Genomic DNA, 18,555 nt, shown 5'->3' with positions numbered 1-18,555 from the left:
CCCCCCCCCCCCCCGGACTCTGACCCCTTCTTGAGGTGGAGGACACGGTCGTTTCACGCGCGCGCGCTGAAGCTGGAAGCTCCTTGACCCTACGGTGTGTCCCATGGCCCGCCCGATCTGGACCGGCACTCTTTCCTTCGGCCTGCTCAACGTACCGGTCTCGCTGATGTCCGGCGAGCGCCGGACCGACCTGCAGTTCCGCATGCTCGATTCGCGCGACAAGAAACCGATCCGGTTCGAGCGGGTCAACGCCGATACCGGCGAGGAAGTGCCGTGGAAGGATATCGTCAAGGCCTTCGAGTACGACAAGGGCAGCTACGTCGTGCTGGAAGAGGGCGACATCAAATCAGCCGCGCCGGAAAGCCATGAAACCGTCGAGGTGGAAAGCTTCGTCGACGCCGCGCAGATCGATCCGCGCTATTTCGAGAAACCGTACCTGCTGGTGCCGGGCAAGAAGGCCGAAAAAGGCTACGTGCTGCTGCGCGAGACACTGCGCAGTACAGGCAAGGTCGGCATCGCCAAGGTGGTGGTGCGCACCCGCGAGTACCTGTGCGCGGTGATGCCCAACGATGACGCGCTGGTGCTGATGATCCTGCGTTATCCGCAGGAACTGGTGGACCCGGCCGACTTCAAGCTGCCCGACGGCAAGCTGTCCGATTACCGCATCAGCAGCAAGGAAACGGCGATGGCCGAACAGCTGATCGAGTCGATGGCCGGCGACTGGGACCCGACCCAGTACCACGACGAGTTCCGTGCGCGGTTGCAGGATGTGCTGACCAAGCGCATCAAGCAGGACGGTGGCACCACCACGGTGGAAGACGAGCCGGCCCCGCGCGAGGACGCCAGCACCAACGTGGTGGACTTCATGTCGTTGCTGCAGAAGAGCCTGGAGGCCAACAAGCGCACCCCGGCCAAGAAGACCGCCGGCAAGACGGTGAAGAAGGCCGCGACCAGGAAGGTCAGCAAGACACCGGCCAAGGCAGCGGCGAAGAAGGCACCGGCCAAGGCGACCAAGAAGCCTGCGAAGAAGGCCGCGCCACGCCGCAAGGCGGGCTGAGTCATGTCCCTGGATCAGTACCGCCGCAAACGCAGGCTCGGCGCGGCCAAGGGCAGCACGCCGGAGCCGGATGACCTGCAGGCCGGGCCCGGCAGCCCGGCGGACCGGCCGATCTTCGTGGTGCAACTGCACCATGCCAGCAGCCGGCATTATGACTTCCGCCTGCAGATGGGCGAGGTGCTGAAGAGCTGGGCGGTGCCCAAGGGTCCCTCGTTGCGGGCCGGGGAGAAGCGGCTGGCGGTGGAGGTGGAAGACCATCCGCTGTCCTATGCGGCGTTCGAGGGGGATATTCCGCAAGGCCACTACGGCGCCGGGCGCGTGGACGTCTACGACCACGGCAACTGGGCCATGGACGGTGATCCGCTGGAAGCGCTGGCCGCGGGAAAGCTCGACTTCGAACTGCACGGCGAGCGCCTGCGCGGCGGCTGGAAGCTGGTACGCACCAACCTGAAAGGGCGCCAAGTGCAGTGGCTGCTGATCAAGCGCAACGATGCCCATGCCACCGATGCGGAGGCCGACGATCTGCTGCAGGCCCCGGCTGCGACCTCGATCACCGCCACCGGATCACGCAGGGCCGCAGCGTCGAAGAACACGTTGTCGAAAAGCACGCCGTCGAAAGCAACGCCGTCGAAAAGCACGCCTGCGGCGGCACCGCGGGCACGCAAGGCGGACGCGCGCTGGCACAAGCGCGCGCTGGCGTTGCACGACGCGCGCGACACCCCGTATCCGCGCCAGTACGCGCCGCAGCTTACCGATCATCGCGAGAACGCTCCCGACGGAGAACGCTGGCTGCATGAGATCAAATGGGACGGCTACCGCCTGCTGGCTGATCTGCACGACGGCAAGGTGACGCTGCGTTCGCGCAATCACCTGGACTGGAGCGATGATTTCCCGGAAGTGAGCCAGGCGATCGCCGCGCTGCCGGTCAACGATGCACGGCTGGACGGCGAACTGGTGGTGCTGGATGACCAGGGGCGCAGTGATTTCAGCGCGCTGCAGCGGGTGATCGACGGCACGGCGAAACAGCCCTTGCGCTACATCGTGTTCGATCTGCCGGGCGTGGCCGGGGTCGATATCAGCCGTGCGCCGTTGCTGGAGCGCAAGACGCTGCTGAAGACGCTGATCGGTGATGTACCGGGCACGCTTGCCTACAGCGACCATGTACTCGACCACGGTCCGGCGGTGTTCGCCGCCAGTGGCAAGGCCGGCTTCGAAGGGATCATCAGCAAGCAGGTGGATGCGCCCTATGCCAACGGCCGCGCGCGCAGCTGGGTGAAGATCAAGCACGAACAGACCGATGAGTTCCTGGTGGTTGGCTACACCGCGCCCAAGGGCGCACGGCAAGGCTTTGGTTCGCTGCTGATGGCCACGCCGGACAAGGCCGGGCTGCGTTACGTGGGCCGCGTCGGTACGGGCTTCGATGAGGCGAAGCTGCGCGCGTTGAGCGCCTCGCTGGGCAAGTTGGGGACCTCCAGCGCTGCGGTCCAGCTGCCGGCGCATGTGCCGTTCCGCGCCGCCAGCGTGCACTGGGTGAAGCCCACGCTGGTGGCCGAGGTGGCCTTCCGTGGCTGGGGCAAGGAGGGATTGCTGCGCCAGGCCAGTTTCAAACGGCTGCGCACCGACAAGACCGCGCCCGACCTGCAGTCCGACAGCGCCCAGCCTGCTGCCGCGCGGGCGAAAGGCAAGGCATCGCCCCTGCGCATTACCCACCCCGAGCGCGTGGTCTACCCGAAGAAGAAGATCCGCAAAGGCGAAGTGGCCGACTATTACCGCGCGATGGCGCCGTGGATACTGCCGGAGATCAGCGGTCGGCCGCTATCGCTGCTGCGGTGTCCGCAGGGCGTGGGCAAGGCGTGCTTCTTCCAGAAACACCACGGCCAGGGCCTGGGCGATGCGGTGCGTGCGGTGCCGCTGGAACAGAAAAGCGGTACCGAGGATTACGTCTACATCGATGATGTGGAAGGGCTGCTGCAGCTGGTGCAGATGAACACCCTGGAGTTGCATCCCTGGGGAGCGACAGTGGCCGATCCCGAGCATCCGGACCGGCTGGTGTTCGACCTGGATCCCGGCGACGGCGTGAACTGGACGCAGATCAAGGCGGCGGCCCGGGACATCCGCGCTCGCCTGCAGGAAACCGGGCTGGAAAGCTTCGTGCGGTTGTCCGGCGGCAAGGGCCTGCACGTGGTGGTGCCGTTGCAGCCGCAGGCCGACTGGGAGCAGGCGAAGGCGTTCTGCGAGTCCTTCGCGCAGGCGTTGGCGCAGCACGCGCCGGACCGCTACGTGGCCACCATGAGCAAGGCCAAGCGAAACGGGGTGATCTTCATCGACTGGCTGCGCAATGCACGTGGGGCCACCAGCGTGTGTTCGTGGTCGTTGCGCGCGCGAGAGAGCGCCGGCGTGGCGGTGCCGCTGCGCTGGGAAGAACTCGGCCGCGTCGCGTCGGCCGATGCGTTTCCGCTGGACAAGGCGTTGGCGCGGGCAAAGCGCTTGAAGGGTGACCCCTGGGAAGGGATCACCACGCTTGAGCAGGTGTTGCCGACGCTGGGGCGGTGACGACCAACGGTCGTCAGGCCGTCACCCACCGATGGCCGATCAGAAATCGGCGCGGATGCCGAGGCTGACGCGGCGGCCGGAGAACTCGTACTGGGTCGGGAACGATTTATCGATCGTGTAGCCGGAGGTCTCTTCGTCGAACACGTTGATCGCATCCAGGCTCAGCTTCCAGGTGTCGTTCAGACGGAAGCCGATCGAGGCATCGGTCTGGCCATAGGCATCGCGGTACACCGGGTACATGTTGAGGTGGATGTACTCCACGTACTTGTCCTTGTAGTTGTAGGACACGCGCGCGTCGAAGCGGTCATTCTCGTAGTACAGGGTGAAGTTGTACGCCTTCTCGGCCAGGCCTTCCGGCGGGGTGGGGATATCCAGGTCCGACGCGCCGGTCAGCGTGTTGTCCAGCTGGGTGTAGTTGGCATTGATGCCCCAGCCTTCCAGCGCCGGGTGCAGCATCGACAGCGGCAGCTGCGCGACCAGTTCCACGCCGGTGACCTTGTAGGAGCCATCGGCGTTGACCGGCTGGTAGACCTCGAAGTCGTAGTAGCCATCCAGCGACCCGTTGGCGTTGAGCTTTTCCACGTTCGGCACGATACCGGTCAGTTCCTGGCGGACCACACCGTCGATCTTCTTGGAGAAGTAGGAGGCCGACAGCAGGCCGCCATCCTCCAGGTACTTTTCAAGGCCGATTTCCCACTGCCGGGCGGTGGTCGGCTTCAGCGCCGGGTTGCCGTCCATGAAGCGGAAGCTGGACCAGCTGACGGTGCGGCGGTAGGCGATGTCGGTCAGCGACGGACGCATCAGCGTTTCCGACGCGGCCGCGCGCAGCACCAAGCCATCAGCGATCTCGGCGGTCATGTTGAAGCTGGGCAGCAGGTCGCTGTAGTCACCGCTGCTGGAAATCGGCGTGGGGGTGTAACCGCTGCTGCCATCGGCGTTCTGCACCGGGTGGAAGCCGGCCGAATCGACCTCGGTGTCGATCGAACGCACACCCAGGTTGGCGTATACCGGCACCGTGCCGATATCGAAGTAGAAATCGGTCATGGCATACAGCGCCAGGGTCTTTTCATCGACCTGGTAGAACTGGCCGTTGTCCAGCGGGGTGGTGAAACCGGCATAGCGGAACGTGTTGCGCGCGTAGCTGTTGGACACCTGCTGCCAGTCCAGGTTGCTGGGCTCGTAGCCGCCACCGGGCACGATGTCGCTGATCCAGCCGGGATTGCTGTCGGCCAGCGTGCGGGTGTTCACCCATGCCGCACTGCCGGCGGTGGGGCCCTGGATCTTGGTATTGCCGAACTCGCGGTCCTTGGACTTGTCGGTGTAGCGCGCACCGAACTTGACGCTGGTCAGCGCCGGGAAGAACGCCAGTTCCATCGACCGGCGCAAATCCAGCTGTGCGGCGTACTTGTCGTCCTTCACGTGCTCCACTTCGGTCTCATAGGCTTCGAACAGGTACTTCTCCGGCGAGTTGTACATGTCAAAGCCATTGGACGCCGCACTGGCCAGCGTCTCGCCGCCGTTGGCGGTCCAGCGCGTGCGCGACGGCGCGTAGGCGACGTGCTTGAGGTTGGCGTAGTCCGAATCACGGCGTGCGCCGGAGTAGCCGACCAGCGCATCGATGTCCCAGCCGCCCACGGTCCAGTCCAGCTTGGTGCTGAACTGGCGGTAGTCGGTGTTGGCGAAGCGTTCCTTGCTCAGGATTTCATGCTGGGTGGCGGTGTAGGACACATCGCGCAGGACCACCATGCCGTAGCGCGACAACGTGTCGGCGTCGTAGTCGTGGATGGTGTCCAGGGTGCTGCGGCTGGACGCCGAGTAGGCTGCCGCATCGTATTCGTCTTCGTGGGTGTCGTAGCCACCGAACATCGCATCCAAGCTCAGCGAGAACGCTTCGCTCGGCTTGAACTGCAGCGAGGCGGTCGCGCCCCACTGGTCCTGCTCGTTGAGGTAGATGCGATCGCCGACCTTGTCCTGGAAGATGATCCGGTTGGTCTCGTCCTTGTCCATGCGGTTGCCGACGACGATGCCCGCATCGCGCGCCAGCACCGCGGCCGCCTGCGAACCACGGGTGCCGGACGCTTCCAGGAAGCGGCCCATCGGGCGGAAGTTGATGCCGGAATTGGAATCAGTGCGGTTGGTGCGCTTGGCCTTGGAGAAGGACACCAGGCCGCCCCAGTCGCCCCACGTATCGCTGGCCAGGAAGGAGATCTTCGGATCGTTCTTGCCGTTGATCGAATTGTTGGCCACTTCGGCCGAGGCGCTGAACTTCGGCTCGGCATAGTCGAACGGCTTGGCGGTTTCGATGTAGACCGAACCGGCGATGCCGCCTTCTTCGTCGGCCGCGGTCGGCGACTTCTGCACGGTCACGGTCTGCACCACGTCCGAGGCGAAGATATCGAACTGCACATCGCGTCCGCCGCTGCCCGAGGCGGTGGCGAGGTTGTTGATCGAGACGTGGGTGAACTCGGACGGCAGGCCGCGCACGCTGACCTTGCTGCCCAGCCCCTTGTTGCGTTCGATGGTCACGCCCGGCATGCGCTGCAGCGCTTCGGCCAGGTTCTGCTCCGGGAAGTCGGCCACGTCGGTGGCGACGATGGAATCGGAGAAGCCGATGTTGCTGCGCTTGAGGTCAACCGCGCGCTCCAGGCTCTTTGCGTAGCCGCCGGTCACCACCACCGTGTCCAGCTGCTGCATCGCGGCTGCGCCACCTGCAACGGCCGCTGTTTCATCTGCCAGCGCCTGCAATGGCAGGGTCGCGATGCCACTGACCAGCACGGCGCGCACGGCGCGGGACAAAAGCTTCGCGTGGGGGACGCGCGTCGGCGTCTCCCGGAGGGTATTGCGCATCGGATGGTCCCCATTGCCCTGTGAGTTCGTGCCGCGCGCCCATGCGATGGTTCGCACAAGGCCCTGCGCGGCCGTGCCGGTAACCGGCGGACATAGAGACTAGGGGAGAATTGTTAAGCCTTTGTTGCGGTGCGCAAACGGCGTGCGCCCAGCCACAGGCCAGCGGCGAGCTGCAGCGGCAGAGAGACGACCAGCAGCACCACGAACCAGCGCGGGAATTCGTTGCCCATGTCCCATGCTGCCCACAACGAGGCGACCGCCAGCAGCAACCAGAGGGCCACGCCGTGCGAACGCGGCCAGCACGGCGCGTGGTAGCTGGCGAAGGCCACCGCGGCGATGCCGCCGAGCACGGTGAAGGCCAGGTCCCAGCCCAATTGCACCGCTCCGCCGGGGTGCACACCGATCAACGGCGGCAGCCAGCTGGCCACGGTGGTGACCAGCACCAGCGCAAGCAGCGCACCGCCCAGCGCAAGCAGGGAGAACAGGAAGGTTTTGAACATGGCCATGCGGCCAGTGTAGAGCCGAGCCGGCTCGACCGCCGCTGCGCTCGCAGCCTGGTGGGTGTCGAGCAAGCTCGACACTACACCGTCATGCCATCGCCCTGGTGGGTGACGACCGTTGGCCGTCACGCTGTTCCCGCTGCGCTCGCCGAGCAGGGCTCGGCGCTACCCAGGCAGGTCAGCTCGCCAGCACCGATGCCTGGCGGGCCAGTTCTTCGATCGCCGCCCAGTCGCGGCTCTGCAGCAGCGCGGCGGTGGTCAACCACGAACCGCCCACGCACAGCACGTTGGGCAGGTGCAGGAACTGCGGCGCGGTCTGCACGCTGATGCCGCCGGTGGGGCAGAAGCGCACATCGGCGAACGGACCGGCCCAGGCGGCCAGCAACGGGGCGCCACCGGCCTGCACCGCCGGGAAGAACTTGAACGTATCCAGGCCCTGCTCCAGCCCGTGCATCAGTTCGGACGAAGTCGCCACGCCCGGCAGGAATGGCAGGTCGGTATCGCGCGCGGCCGCGTACAGCCGATCGGTCGCGCCCGGCGACACCGCGAAGCGCCCGCCGGCTTCCTTCACCGCCTGCATCTGCGCGGCGGTCAACACCGTGCCCGCGCCGATCACCGCATCCGGCACGGCTTCGGCCATGGCCTTGATGGCTTCCATCGCGCGCGGCGTGCGCAGGGTGACTTCCACCACCGGCAGGCCACCGCGGAACAGGGCCTGGGCGACCTGCACCGCATCGTCCACGTCATCGGGGGTGAACACCGGGATCACCGGTGCAAGTTTCAGTACCGCGCGAACGCGCGGATCAGCGCCTGACATCAAAACGCTCCTCGCCCACCAGGGCCAGTACATCAGCTTCGCTGACGGGATTGAAATCGCCGGGGATCGAATGCTTCAGGCCACCGGCGGCCAAGCCGAAGCGCACGGTGGCGTCGGCATCGAAGCCGCGCATGATGCCATGCAGGATGCCGGCAGCGAACGCATCACCGCCGCCAATGCGGTCGATGATGCCCTGCAGTTGGCGCACCGGTGCCTGCGCCCGCGTGCCATCGCGGCCGATCAGCAGCGCGCCCAGCGCGTGGTGGTCCACGCTCAGTGCCTGGCGCTGCGTGCAGGCCATCCACTGCAGCTGCGGGAAGGCGGCGAAGGCGGCGGCGGCGGCGGCTTCCACGCGGGCGACCACGTCCTCCTGCGCGAACGGCTGGCCAAGCACCACTTCGATGTCGCGGTAATCGGCGAACACGATGTCGGCCTGGGCGAACAGCTCGCGCAGGATGGCCTTGGCATCGCCGCCCCAGCGCTGCCACAGCTTGGGCCGGAAGTTGCCATCGAAGGACACCTTGACCCCCTGCGCACGGGCCGCGCGTGCGGCCGCCAGGGTGGCCTGGGCCACATCGGCGCCGAGGGCCGGGCTGACCCCGGACAGGTGCAGCCAGTCCGCGCCCTGCAGCAGCGTCGGCCAGTCGTAGTCGGCGGCGGTACTGAGCGCGAAGGCCGAATCGGCACGGTCATAGACCACCTCGCTGGCACGCTGCACCGCGCCGGTGGTCAGGAAATACAGGCCCATGCGGCCATCCGCCTGCAGGCGCACCCCACGGGTATCCACGCCATGCCGGCGCAGTTCGCCCAGCGCATGCGCGCCCAGCGGATTGTCGGCTACCGTGCTGGCCATCGCCACGTCATGGCCGAAGTGCGCCAGCGAGACGCCTACGTTGGCCTCGGCGCCACCTGCGTGTACGTCCAGGCGCGGCGACTGCAGCAGCAGCTCGTTGCCCGGTGCACCCATCCTCAACAACAGTTCCCCGAAACAGACCACTCGACTCATCAGATGTCCTCGTTGCCCGGACTGCAGCATCGCGTTGCTGCCCGCCGGAGGGAACCACGCACCCCGCGTGGCTCTTGGCTATCGGTGTCATTCTAGCCCTCGGGACCGCTGCGTCTACCTGCAGCCATTGTCGAAGTCATTGTCCCGCAAGCCTCTGCGGGACATCTCCAATCTGTTGCGGTGCAAGATGCCCGATCCTGAAGGTGCTGTTAACGTCCGCTCTGACCAGCGGTGTCATCTTGCTGACACCGCGTTGTGCACCAGACCTTTGGGAGAGGGAAAGGCCATGATTTCTCGTAACAACCGCAAAAAGACACCGGTTACCTTGCTGGCCCTGTCAATCGGTCTGGCGCTCACCGCCCCGGCCATCGCCCAGCAGACCAGCTCGGATCCCGCCGTCGACCTGGACACTGTAACCGTCACCGGTTACCGCGCCAGCGTGGAGAAGGCGCTGGACATCAAGCGTGGCGAGGCCGGCGTGGTCGATGCCATCGTCGCCGAGGACATCGGCAAGTTCCCGGACCTCAACCTGGCCGAATCGCTGCAGCGCATCCCCGGCGTAGTGATCACCCGCGATGGCGGTGAAGGTCGCAGCATCTCGGTGCGCGGCCTGGGCCCGGACTTCACCCGCGTGCGCATCAACGGCATGGAAGCACTGGCCACCGTCGGTGCCGGCGACCAGAGCGGCGGCACCAACCGTGGCCGCGGTTTCGATTTCAACGTGTTCGCCTCGGACCTGTTCTCGCAGCTGATCGTGCGCAAGACCGCTTCGGCCGATGTCGAAGAGGGCTCGCTCGGCGCCACCGTGGACCTGCGCACCGCGCGCCCGTTCGACTATGAAGGCTTCACCTTCGCCGCCAGCGGCCAGGCCAGCTACAACGACATGGCGCAGAAGGCCGACCCGCGCATGGCGGCGCTGATCTCCAATACCTTCGCCGATGGCACCTTCGGTGCGTTGCTGTCGGTGGCCTACTCCGAGCGCCAGGCGCTTGAAGAGGGTTCCAACACCGGCCGCTGGGCCAATGGCCCCAGCAATGGTGGCTTCGCCGCCAGCTCGCCGTTCGCTGCTGCGCGGGGTGCCAACGTCTTCCACCCGCGTTTCCCGCGCTACGTGCAGATGGAGCACAAGCAGGAACGCCTGGGCGTCACCGGCTCGCTGCAGTGGAAGCCGACCGATCGCACCGAAGTGTCCCTGGATGCGCTGTACTCCAAGATCGACGCCGACCGCGACGAGCATTACATCGAAGCGATTTCCTTCAGCCGCTCCGGCGCCGGCAAGCCGCAGACCATCGTGCGTGATGGTGAAATCCGCAACAACGCGCTGGTCTATGGCGCGTTCGACAACGTCGACATCCGCAGCGAGAACCGCCACGACGAGTGGAGCACCGACTTCAAGCAGGTCAGCCTGAACCTGGACCATCGCTTCAGTGATGCGTTCTCGGTCACCGGCAAGCTGGGTACCTCGCGCTCGGCGCACGAGAACCCGGTGCAGACCACCATCATCATGGACAAGTTCGATGTCGATGGGTACAGCTACGATTACCGCGGCAACAAGAACCAGCCGATCCTGAACTACGGCGTGGATCCGACCAATCCGAACGGCTGGACCCTTGCGGAAATCCGCCTGCGTCCGCAGTCGGTGGACAACGACTTCGACACCGCGCAGCTGGATTTCAACTGGAACATCAGCCCGGGCTTCCGCCTGAAGGGTGGCGTGCTGGCCAAGGATTACAGCTTCAACACCGTTGAACTGCGCCGCGCCAGCGAACTGGCCGTGCCGACCTTCCCGGGTAGCGGGCTGATCGTGCCGCCGGAATACACCCAGCAGGAAGGCCTGAAGGGCATCTCCGGCAGCCCGTCCAACTGGGTGGTGCCGAACCTGGACGCCGTGGCTGACCTGTTCGACATCTACAGCAACACCGGTACCTTCGCTGTCGCACCGCGCCTGAACAACAGCCGCAGCGTGGAAGAGAAGGACCGCGGCGTGTGGCTGATGGGCGAGTTCTCCACCGACCTGGGTTCGATCCCGCTGTCGGGCAACTTCGGCGTGCGCTACGTGGAAACCAAGCAGGAATCCAACGGCTACGCCACCGTCGGCGGCGTGCCGGTGCTGACCACCAGCAACCGCAAGTACGATGACACCCTGCCCTCGTTCAACCTGGTTGCCGAAGTGGCGCCGGACTTCCTGATCCGCCTCGGCGCGGCCAAGGTGATGACCCGTCCGGGCCTGGGCAACCTGACCCCCGGCGTGACCGTGGCCGTGGCCGGCGGCGCACGCACGGTGGCCGGCGGCAACCCGAACCTGGATCCGATCCGCGCCACCAACGTCGACCTCGGTTTCGAGTGGTACTTCAACGAAGGCGCAATGCTCGGCCTGGGCCTGTTCTACAAGGACATCGAGTCCTTCGTGCAGACCACCCGCGACGTGCGCCCGTATTCCACCAGCGGCCTGCCGGCCAGCCTGCTGGACGGCACCGGTGCCACGGTCAACGACGAGTTCACCTTCAGCATCCCGCTCAACACCCCCGGCGGTGAACTGCACGGCGTGGAGGCGAACTACACCCAGCCGTTCACCTTCCTGCCGGGCAAGTGGTCCAACCTCGGCGTGCAGTTGAACTACACCTGGGTGGAATCGAAAATCCAGTACCTCAACGGTCAGGGCCAGGCGGTGATGAAGAACGACCTGACCGGCCTGTCGCCCACCTCGTGGAATGCCACGCTGTTCTACGAAGGAGAGGTCTGGTCCGGACGCGTCTCGGCGACCAACCGCGACGACTACCTGACCCAGGCACCGGGCCAGGAAACCGGCTTCAACCTGGACGGCGTGCACGGCATGACCGGCACCACGATGATCGACGCCTCGCTGCGCTACAAGGTGAGCGACCAGCTGGAGCTGACCCTGGAAGGCGTCAACCTGACCAACGAAGCGTCCGACGAGTGGGTTCGTTCGCCGCTCACCGGCCAGCTGCCGCTGCAGTACACAGAAACCGGCCGCCAGTTCCTGCTCGGCGTCCGCTACAAGTTCTGATGACCCACCCGGCGGCGTGCCAGCCACGCCGCCGTCCGGTGCAACGCCGAACGTACCCGCCACCGTGGCGCTCCTGCTGCGGCGCAAGATGCTGCGCCGTGGTCGGCTTTGCTACGTTCCGGTGACCTGCGGTGTCAGCAAGACGTCTGCGGTGAGGGCCGCAGCTGCGCGGTCGTCCCTCTCGCCGGCGGCGCTGCGGCGTCCGAGCAGGTCACGATGGAGCCCAGGCCGACCTGCCTCCAAAGCGCGGCAGCAGGTGCAGAATGCGGCGCAGCGCGGGACGGGTCGATGCCCTCCACGCTCTGGCATCGGCATGCTCCGCCACGCCCCCTCTATCGCCGCACCGCCCTCGCATTGCCCTGCCGTTGCCCGCTGTTGAAAGGAAGGTTCCATGCCACACCGCTCCGCCGCCGTCGCCCGCCTGCCCCGTCGCCATCTGCTGGCGCTTGCCACTGCACTGTTCGCTGCGCCGGTGTTCGCTGCCGACCCGCCAACGCTGCTGTTCCATGTCGACGCCAACCACGGCCTGCAGGCGGAAGTGGCGCACGGCGAAGCAATACCGAACTTCCGCGACAAGGTGGCGGTGGTCCAGGACGGTACACGCGGCAAGGCGATCCAATGGCAGGACGACGGCGTGCTGTCCTGGGATGCACCGGGCAACATCCTGGCCCAGCGCGGCACGCTGGCCTTCGACTGGCGGCCGCGCTACGCCGTGGGCGAAGCGCCGTTCGTGATCTTCCGCGTGGGCTATGCCGACCACAGCAGCTGGGACATGGCGTGGCTGCGCATCGACTGGAACGGGAACGGCTTCGATGCGTTCGTCACCGACGCCAACCTGGCGCGCACCCGCGTGTCGTTCAAGATGCCGCAGGCACCGCGTGCCGACCAGTGGCTGCACCTGGCGTTCGGCTGGGACGAAGACCACGGCGTGCGTCTGTTCGTGGACGGCAAGGAGGTCGCGCGGGCCGAGGCCACCGCCGATTACGATGCCGCGCTGGACCAGCTTGGGCTGGCCGGAAGGGTGATGGCGCCCTACCAGGTGCAGAGCCGTTACAACTTCCTGCGGGGCAGCGATTTCCAGCACATCCGCGTCTACGACCAGCTGCTGGACGGTCCTGCCGTGGCCGCGCTGGCACAGGGCAAGGCAGCGGCCAGCGCGGTTGCCGCCACGGCCGATGATCGCGCGTGGCGGCATCGCTTCGGCTGGGAAGGCGCGGCACCCCCGGCGCTGGCCGCCGACGGAACGCGCATCCGCAAGGTGGAGTTCGCCGATACCAAGGACCTCAAGCAGTGGATGTGGAAGGCCACCGACGGCATCGCCGAAACCACCTGGCCGGGGGTCTACAACCGCTCGCGCCTGCCCGGCCGCAACGATTACTTCCAGCTGCCGGACTGGAATACCTACGTGGAGGGCGGCCAGCACCTGGACCTGACCCTGCCGGAGGGTGAAACGGTGAACCGCATCGAAGTGCGCGGCGCGGCGTTCGGTTCGCTCGCCCATGGCAGCGATGCCGCCAATGCCGGCACGGTGCTGATGCAGCGCCCGCGCGGGGTGGTGCGCAGCGTGGATGACATTCCGGCCCAGCAGGGCGGCGTGCTGCGCTTTTCCAACGTGGAACAGGAAACGCCGATCCAGGAGATCTGGGCGTACCACGTGGACGCCGGCGCCGAGCCCGAAGGCAGCGTCAAGCAGACGTATCGGGTGGACAGTCAGGCGCTGCCGGACTACACCAACCTGGACAGCCTTCGCCATTACATCCAGGGGCGCTACCCGGCAGCCGAACGCAGCACGGTGATGGCCCTGCCCAAGGGCGCAGGTTCGCGCCGTCGCGGCGCAGACAGCTTGCCCGCGCAGCCGCGACCGATCGTGCACGTGCTGGTTCCTTCCGGCGTGGGCGATGCACCGGCCAACCAGCCGCTGATCCGCAGCTGGGCGCACAGTTGGGAAAACATGCACGACGGCCTGGACGGCGTGGCCATCGACCTGCCCGCGCTGGACCTGCCGGCCACGCACGTCGGGCTGATTCCGCTCAACATCCGCATCAAGGATCCGATCTGGCCGGCACGCGACATGATCGATGTGTCGGTATCGGTGCAGCCGGGCAAGCAGCGCACGCTGTGGCTGGACCTGCGCGACCGCATCCTCACCGCCGACAGCCTGTGGCTGAGCATCGCTTCGGCCGCGCCGGGCTTCGATGCGGGCGCGCTCGACGGCACCGAAATCCGCATGGTGTTCAAGCCCCGCCAGGAGGCCATCGCCGAACATGTCGCCGACCGCTTCAACCAGGTACGCGACAACTGGGGCTTCCTGGTCGAAGAGCACACCACGTCCAAGCGCCAGCGCCTGTATGCGCGCGTGTACGCCGACCTCAGCGACCTGCTGCGGGTGGACCCGGACCATGAGCTGGGCCGCCTGTACTGGAATTACATCAGTTACAACAGCCAGGGCAAACCGCCATTCACCGCGCCGGCCGTGCCCAAGGGCGTGCCGGCGTGGGCCTTCAACCAGGTGCAGGACCTTGCCCATGTGCGCCGCTTCATCGACTGGTGGATCGACAACCGGCAGGTCGCCTATGGCGATTTCGGCGGCGGCATCTCCGATGATTCCGACCTCACCCAGCAGTGGCCCGGGCTGGCCCTGATGGGCGTGCAGCCGGACCGCCTGAATGCCTCGCTGACCGCGCTGTCCGATGCGGTGTACCGCAATGGCATGTTCAGCAACGGCCTGAGCACGATCGAGACCGATGAACTGCATGCCTACGAAGAAGGCATCAACACCAACAGCGCCATGTTGTACCTCAACTGGGGCGATCCGCTGACCGTGGAGCGCCTGATGGAAACGGTCAAGGCGTTCCAGGAGAAGATCATCCTGCCCAACCCGCAGGGCCACCTGCTGTTCTCCAGCAACTGGTTCGGCGGCAACAAGGTGTACCGCGAACCGAACTGGCAGTGGCAGAAGCCGTATTCGTTCCCGGTGCTGCATCCGGCCTTCCTGCTCGGCCAGTTCAATGCCGATCCGAACAGCCGGCGGCTGGTCACCGGCCTGGCCGATGGCTACCTGGCGCACGCCTACACCGATGACAAGGGCCGCTGGGCACTGCCGAACGAGATCAACTGGGCCACCGGCGAAACCCGCGGCGGCGAGCTCAACAACGGCTCCGGCAGCGGCGACATCATGCATACGTTCTGGGCCGCATGGCGCTGGAGCGGTGACGACAAATACCTGAAGGCGTTGGACTACCGGGTGGAGCGCGGTGGTCCCGGCGCGCTGTCCAACCTGGGCGAGAACTACGTGGAGGTACTCGGGCGGCAGCAGGACTGGTACCCGAAACTGACCGCCGACGCGAAGGACGGCAAGACCGGTTTCGCCAGCCTGATGGCCTGGCAGGCCAGCGGCGATACCGCGTACATCGAGGCCCTGCATGCCGACGGCATCCAGGCCAAGGCGCAACGCGAGTACATGAACACCGAAGGCCACTGGTGGTCGGACCGGGTGGAAGCGCCGAGCGAATTCCTGCAACGCGCGCGGTTGGGCGGCATCGCGCTGAAGCGCAACCAGAGCTGGCCGGGGCATACGGTGAGTTGGCGCTTCGACCGCGATGAAGCGGCCGAACAGGTGGCACTGCTGGTGCATGCACCCTCGCGCGAGCGCTTCACCGTGACCAGCCATAACCTGGGCAAGCGGGTGATCCGCGCCGACATGACCGGCTGGAACGTGGCCAGCGGCACCTGGCGGGTGCGCAGTGGCGTGGACGCCGATGGTGACGGGCGCATCGATGGCACGCCGCGCGAGCACGAGTTCGTGCTTGAAAGCAGCGCAAGCACGGCGCTGCAGTTCCAGCCGGGCCGCACCGAAGTGTTCGAGTTCGAGCGGGTGCGCGCCGGTACCCCGGTGGAGCAGCGTGCCGACCTGGGCGTAGGCCGCGGCGACGTGCGGGTGGATGGCCGCCAGGTGCACGTCACCGTGCACAGCCTGGGCCATGTGGCCACGGGCGTGGGCGTGGCGGTGCTGGAAGATGCACGCGGCCGCGAAATCGCCCGTATCGAGGTCCCGGCCATGGGCGCGCCGCTGGACCTGCAGCCGAAGACCACCACGGTCAGCCTGCCGCTGCCGGCCGGTGAGCGCAGCGGACTACGCGTGCGGGTAGGCCTTGCAGACGATGGCGAAGAGGTCACCCGCCTGAACAACACCGTCGCCCTGCCGTGAGGGGAGCGACGGCCGCTGGCCGTCCCTGCACCGCTCAGGCAAGGCTTGCGGTGATGAACTCGATGTCATCGACGATCAGGTACCGCTTCCCGTACTGCGAGCGCGACGGCGTGCCCACAGCGAGGACATAAGCCCCTGCGAGGTCTTCGAGATCGTCAACGCCGAAGCGATGCTTGAACCCGGGCCAGATCGCTTCGGGGATTCCAATGCTGATGTCGCCGCGCCCGCCGGAGTTCAGCCAGACGGTGCCATCGCGTTCCCCTGCGTCTGATACCAGGCCCCAGCAGCCTGCCAGCCGATCGAAATGGTGGGGCTGCAGGGCAGGAAATTCGACGAAGAAATCGCGCAGGGTACGGCCGTCGATCCCGCCGATCTCGATGGCCTGGTCAGAGGCGCCGAACGCTGCCGAGCTGCGCAGGTACTTGAGCAGCGTGCTCAGTCGGCGGTGGGTACGCGCCGTGCGTTGACCGTCAGCGTGCAGGTGACGGCCACCGCGCCGGCCCGGGTCCGCCTGACCGTCGTCCTGCAGGTGCGGCGCGCCTTGCACGGCACCGAAGTTGAGATCCACCACCAGCACGTCGGTGTTGTTGGTGATCGCCTCGTCCGGCCCGATGCCACTCTCGACGCGCAGATGATCCTCGGCGGCCATGCCGCAGCCGGGGGCGTGGGGGCGCGCACCGAAACAGGCAGCACGACCACTGGCGGCCTTCTTGCGGAAGAACGCCTGCTGCCCGCACCTCACGCAGATCAGGTTGCGTCGCTTCGCTTCCAGGTCGGCGGGCGATAGCTGCTGGAACCGGACAGCGGTGTGATCGTGCCCGTCCAGTGTGCAATGCGCGATATCCATGACGCTCTCACTCCCTTCGTGTGTCTGTAAAAAATCCTACAGACCGCAACGAGGTGGGAGGTTGCAGAAATCGATCAACGGGTGGGCGCCTCAGCCGTCGCTGTCCAATTCCTGCACGCGCGGCCGGTACCAGCCATCGCCGAGCGGATCGAACACGGTGCTGCGCTCCATCGGACCCTGGTAGACGTGCAGCGATACCGCGATGTCCTCGCTGCTGGCGTTTCGCAGGGTGTGGTATTCGTGCGGCGGAATCAGGCTGCCGGCACTGCCTGTTTCACCGTACAGCACCGGCTGCGCGGCAAACCGCCAGCGCGGGCCACGCTGTTCCAGCAGCGCATAGGGGGTAACCCGCAGGTCGCCACGCCAGACCCCTTCCACGCACCACATCGCATCGTGGTCATGCAGCGGTGTGCCCTGTCCCGGACCCCAGCACATCGCGATCACGCTGTAGCCCAGCGTCGTGCTGCGGTGCAGTTCCCGACGTGCGTAGCGGCCCTGCAGCGGCTGCTGGACGCAGGAAGGCAGTTCGATCTCCGGATCATGGATCGCCTGCCGCAGCGTGTGCTGCAGCGCGCGGGTGATCACTTCGGCATCGCCCTGCCCGACCGCCGCATCCAGCGCCGTGATCAGACGGTCTTTCCCGCGGAAGGCCGGTGAGGTGAAGTGCAGATCCATGCCTGCAGTCTAGGCGAGTGACGTCTGCGGAACGTTTGCACGGTGTCAACAGCAGACGAGAGTGCCTGTTTCCGTGCGTATCCGGTGCAGCAGAGAGGTGAGCAACCCCGAGAGCAGGGAGCTGAATACGTCAAGGCAGCAGGAGGGGGCGCATCGCGGGAACGGCGCGTGCAAGCTCTTCGGCCATGATCGTGGCGAACACATCCGCGCCCTTGTCGCCCAGGTGGGTGTAGTCGAAGGCCCGCTTGGCCTGCCCCATCGGTTCCAGCAGCGCGTGCTGCGCCGCGCGGCCGGCCGCGCTGGATGGGGCCGCATCGACGGTGGTGCCGGTCAGCGCGGCGGCGACCTGCTCCTGCGACGCGGGCGCCTGTGCCAGCTGCATCGCCAGCACCGGGCCCATCGCCTGCACCAGCTGCCGGCTGCGGGCGTGCAGGTCGACCAGCGGTACGTCCAGTTCGGCGGCCACCGTGCGCACGGCGCCCGCCCAAGGGCCCAGGTCGTCGATCAGCGTGCCATCGGCGAACTGGCGCCGGGTCAACGGCGTGACCAGCACCGGCACCGCGCCGGCCGCGCGTACCTCAGCGACGTACCGGCGCAGGTTGTCGGGGAACTCATGCCGCAGGTCGGTGGAACGCCCCGGCTTGCCGGGCTGGTCGTTGTGGCCGAACTGGATCAGCACCCAGGTAGTGGCATAGCCGGCGGTGTGCATCTCCGCTTCCACCAGTGCCCACGAACCTTCGGCGCGGTAGTTGTAGGTGCTGCGTCCGCCGCGCGCCAGATTGATGCACGCCGCCGGCGACGCCAGGTGGTCGGCACAGAACCGGGGGCCCCAGCCCCCCTGCACGGCCGTGGTGGAGTCACCGACCAGGATGACCTTGCTGGCGCGGATCGGCGTTGGCGTCGGCCGTTCGGCAGGCACGTCGGCCAGGGCCGGCAGCGCGATGCAGCAGAAGAGAAGCAGCAAGCGCTGCATGATGGGCAGAGGTAGCGCCGAACCATGTCCGGCGGGATCCCTGGA

The 18,555-nt window shown here is 66.6% G+C and carries 11 protein-coding genes; 4 read left to right on the top strand and 7 right to left on the bottom strand.

Features of this window, described 5'->3' with window-relative positions; all coding sequences use genetic code 11:
* The first annotated feature begins 103 nt into the window (after positions 1–103).
* Together ku and ligD are read left to right on the top strand one after the other, a co-directional pair.
* Complete coding sequence (ku, locus tag H9654_RS03910; protein WP_191769184.1) at positions 104–1,057, top strand: non-homologous end joining protein Ku; 954 nt, start codon at positions 104–106, stop codon at positions 1,055–1,057.
* A gap of 3 nt (positions 1,058–1,060) precedes the next feature.
* A complete protein-coding gene (ligD, locus tag H9654_RS03905; RefSeq protein WP_191769182.1) occupies positions 1,061–3,610 on the top strand; it encodes a DNA ligase D in 2,550 nt (849 codons plus the stop codon).
* A gap of 39 nt (positions 3,611–3,649) precedes the next feature.
* Here ligD and H9654_RS03900 read toward each other — a convergent pair whose 3' ends face one another.
* From H9654_RS03900 to H9654_RS03885, 4 genes are all read right to left on the bottom strand, one after another.
* Positions 3,650–6,406 carry a TonB-dependent receptor gene (locus tag H9654_RS03900; protein WP_225211855.1) on the bottom strand — a complete coding sequence of 919 codons (2,757 nt, stop codon included), beginning with the start codon at positions 6,404–6,406 and terminating at the stop codon, positions 3,650–3,652.
* A gap of 164 nt (positions 6,407–6,570) precedes the next feature.
* Positions 6,571–6,963 carry a hypothetical protein gene (locus tag H9654_RS03895; RefSeq protein WP_191769179.1) on the bottom strand — a complete coding sequence of 131 codons (393 nt, stop codon included), beginning with the start codon at positions 6,961–6,963 and terminating at the stop codon, positions 6,571–6,573.
* Positions 6,964–7,135: 172 nt separating this feature from the next.
* Positions 7,136–7,774: a bifunctional 4-hydroxy-2-oxoglutarate aldolase/2-dehydro-3-deoxy-phosphogluconate aldolase gene (gene eda, locus H9654_RS03890; RefSeq protein WP_042612121.1), complete on the bottom strand. Its 639-nt coding sequence runs from the start codon at positions 7,772–7,774 to the stop codon at positions 7,136–7,138.
* The gene (locus tag H9654_RS03885; RefSeq protein ID WP_191769177.1) at positions 7,761–8,780 is read right to left on the bottom strand and encodes a sugar kinase; all 1,020 of its coding nucleotides are present in this window, start codon (positions 8,778–8,780) and stop codon (positions 7,761–7,763) included. The genes eda and H9654_RS03885 overlap by 14 nt, the downstream gene beginning before the upstream one ends.
* 286 nt (positions 8,781–9,066) lie before the next feature.
* On the opposite strand from H9654_RS03885, the gene H9654_RS03880 reads away from it, so the two are divergent.
* Both H9654_RS03880 and H9654_RS03875 read left to right on the top strand, forming a co-directional pair.
* On the top strand, positions 9,067–11,808 hold the full coding sequence (locus tag H9654_RS03880; protein ID WP_191769175.1) for a TonB-dependent receptor: 2,742 nt from the start codon (positions 9,067–9,069) through the stop codon (positions 11,806–11,808).
* A gap of 391 nt (positions 11,809–12,199) precedes the next feature.
* Positions 12,200–16,015, top strand: coding sequence for a LamG-like jellyroll fold domain-containing protein (locus tag H9654_RS03875; protein ID WP_191769173.1), 3,816 nt, complete (start codon positions 12,200–12,202; stop codon positions 16,013–16,015).
* Positions 16,016–16,049: 34 nt separating this feature from the next.
* Here the strand turns inward: H9654_RS03875 and H9654_RS03870 are convergent, their stop codons facing one another.
* From H9654_RS03870 to H9654_RS03860, 3 genes are all read right to left on the bottom strand, one after another.
* Entirely contained in the window at positions 16,050–16,862 is an 813-nt protein-coding gene (locus H9654_RS03870; RefSeq protein WP_191769171.1) for a hypothetical protein, read from the bottom strand.
* A 90-nt stretch (positions 16,863–16,952) separates the two neighbouring features.
* Complete coding sequence (locus H9654_RS03865) at positions 16,953–17,537, bottom strand: cysteine dioxygenase family protein (RefSeq protein WP_191769169.1); 585 nt, start codon at positions 17,535–17,537, stop codon at positions 16,953–16,955.
* Positions 17,538–17,667: 130 nt separating this feature from the next.
* Entirely contained in the window at positions 17,668–18,510 is an 843-nt protein-coding gene (locus H9654_RS03860; RefSeq protein ID WP_191769287.1) for a rhamnogalacturonan acetylesterase, read from the bottom strand.
* Positions 18,511–18,555: the final 45 nt, after the last annotated feature.

Source organism: Stenotrophomonas lacuserhaii, assembly GCF_014836545.1.
Lineage (GTDB): Bacteria > Pseudomonadota > Gammaproteobacteria > Xanthomonadales > Xanthomonadaceae > Stenotrophomonas > Stenotrophomonas lacuserhaii.
The sequence above is the reverse complement of the archived record's forward strand: the minus strand, read 5'-3'. Positions and strand labels throughout refer to the sequence as shown.

Excerpts from the sequence above, each read along its gene's own strand:
- ku (WP_191769184.1), top strand. The coding sequence starts at position 104 with ATGGCCCGCCCGATCTGGACCGGCACTCTTTCCTTCGGCCTGCTCAAC.
- ligD (WP_191769182.1), top strand. The coding sequence starts at position 1,061 with ATGTCCCTGGATCAGTACCGCCGCAAACGCAGGCTCGGCGCGGCCAAG.
- H9654_RS03895 (WP_191769179.1), bottom strand. The coding sequence starts at position 6,963 with ATGGCCATGTTCAAAACCTTCCTGTTCTCCCTGCTTGCGCTGGGCGGT.
- eda (WP_042612121.1), bottom strand. The coding sequence starts at position 7,774 with ATGTCAGGCGCTGATCCGCGCGTTCGCGCGGTACTGAAACTTGCACCG.
- H9654_RS03885 (WP_191769177.1), bottom strand. The coding sequence starts at position 8,780 with ATGAGTCGAGTGGTCTGTTTCGGGGAACTGTTGTTGAGGATGGGTGCA.
- H9654_RS03880 (WP_191769175.1), top strand. The coding sequence starts at position 9,067 with ATGATTTCTCGTAACAACCGCAAAAAGACACCGGTTACCTTGCTGGCC.
- H9654_RS03875 (WP_191769173.1), top strand. The coding sequence starts at position 12,200 with ATGCCACACCGCTCCGCCGCCGTCGCCCGCCTGCCCCGTCGCCATCTG.
- H9654_RS03870 (WP_191769171.1), bottom strand. The coding sequence starts at position 16,862 with ATGGATATCGCGCATTGCACACTGGACGGGCACGATCACACCGCTGTC.
- H9654_RS03865 (WP_191769169.1), bottom strand. The coding sequence starts at position 17,537 with ATGGATCTGCACTTCACCTCACCGGCCTTCCGCGGGAAAGACCGTCTG.
- H9654_RS03860 (WP_191769287.1), bottom strand. The coding sequence starts at position 18,510 with ATGCAGCGCTTGCTGCTTCTCTTCTGCTGCATCGCGCTGCCGGCCCTG.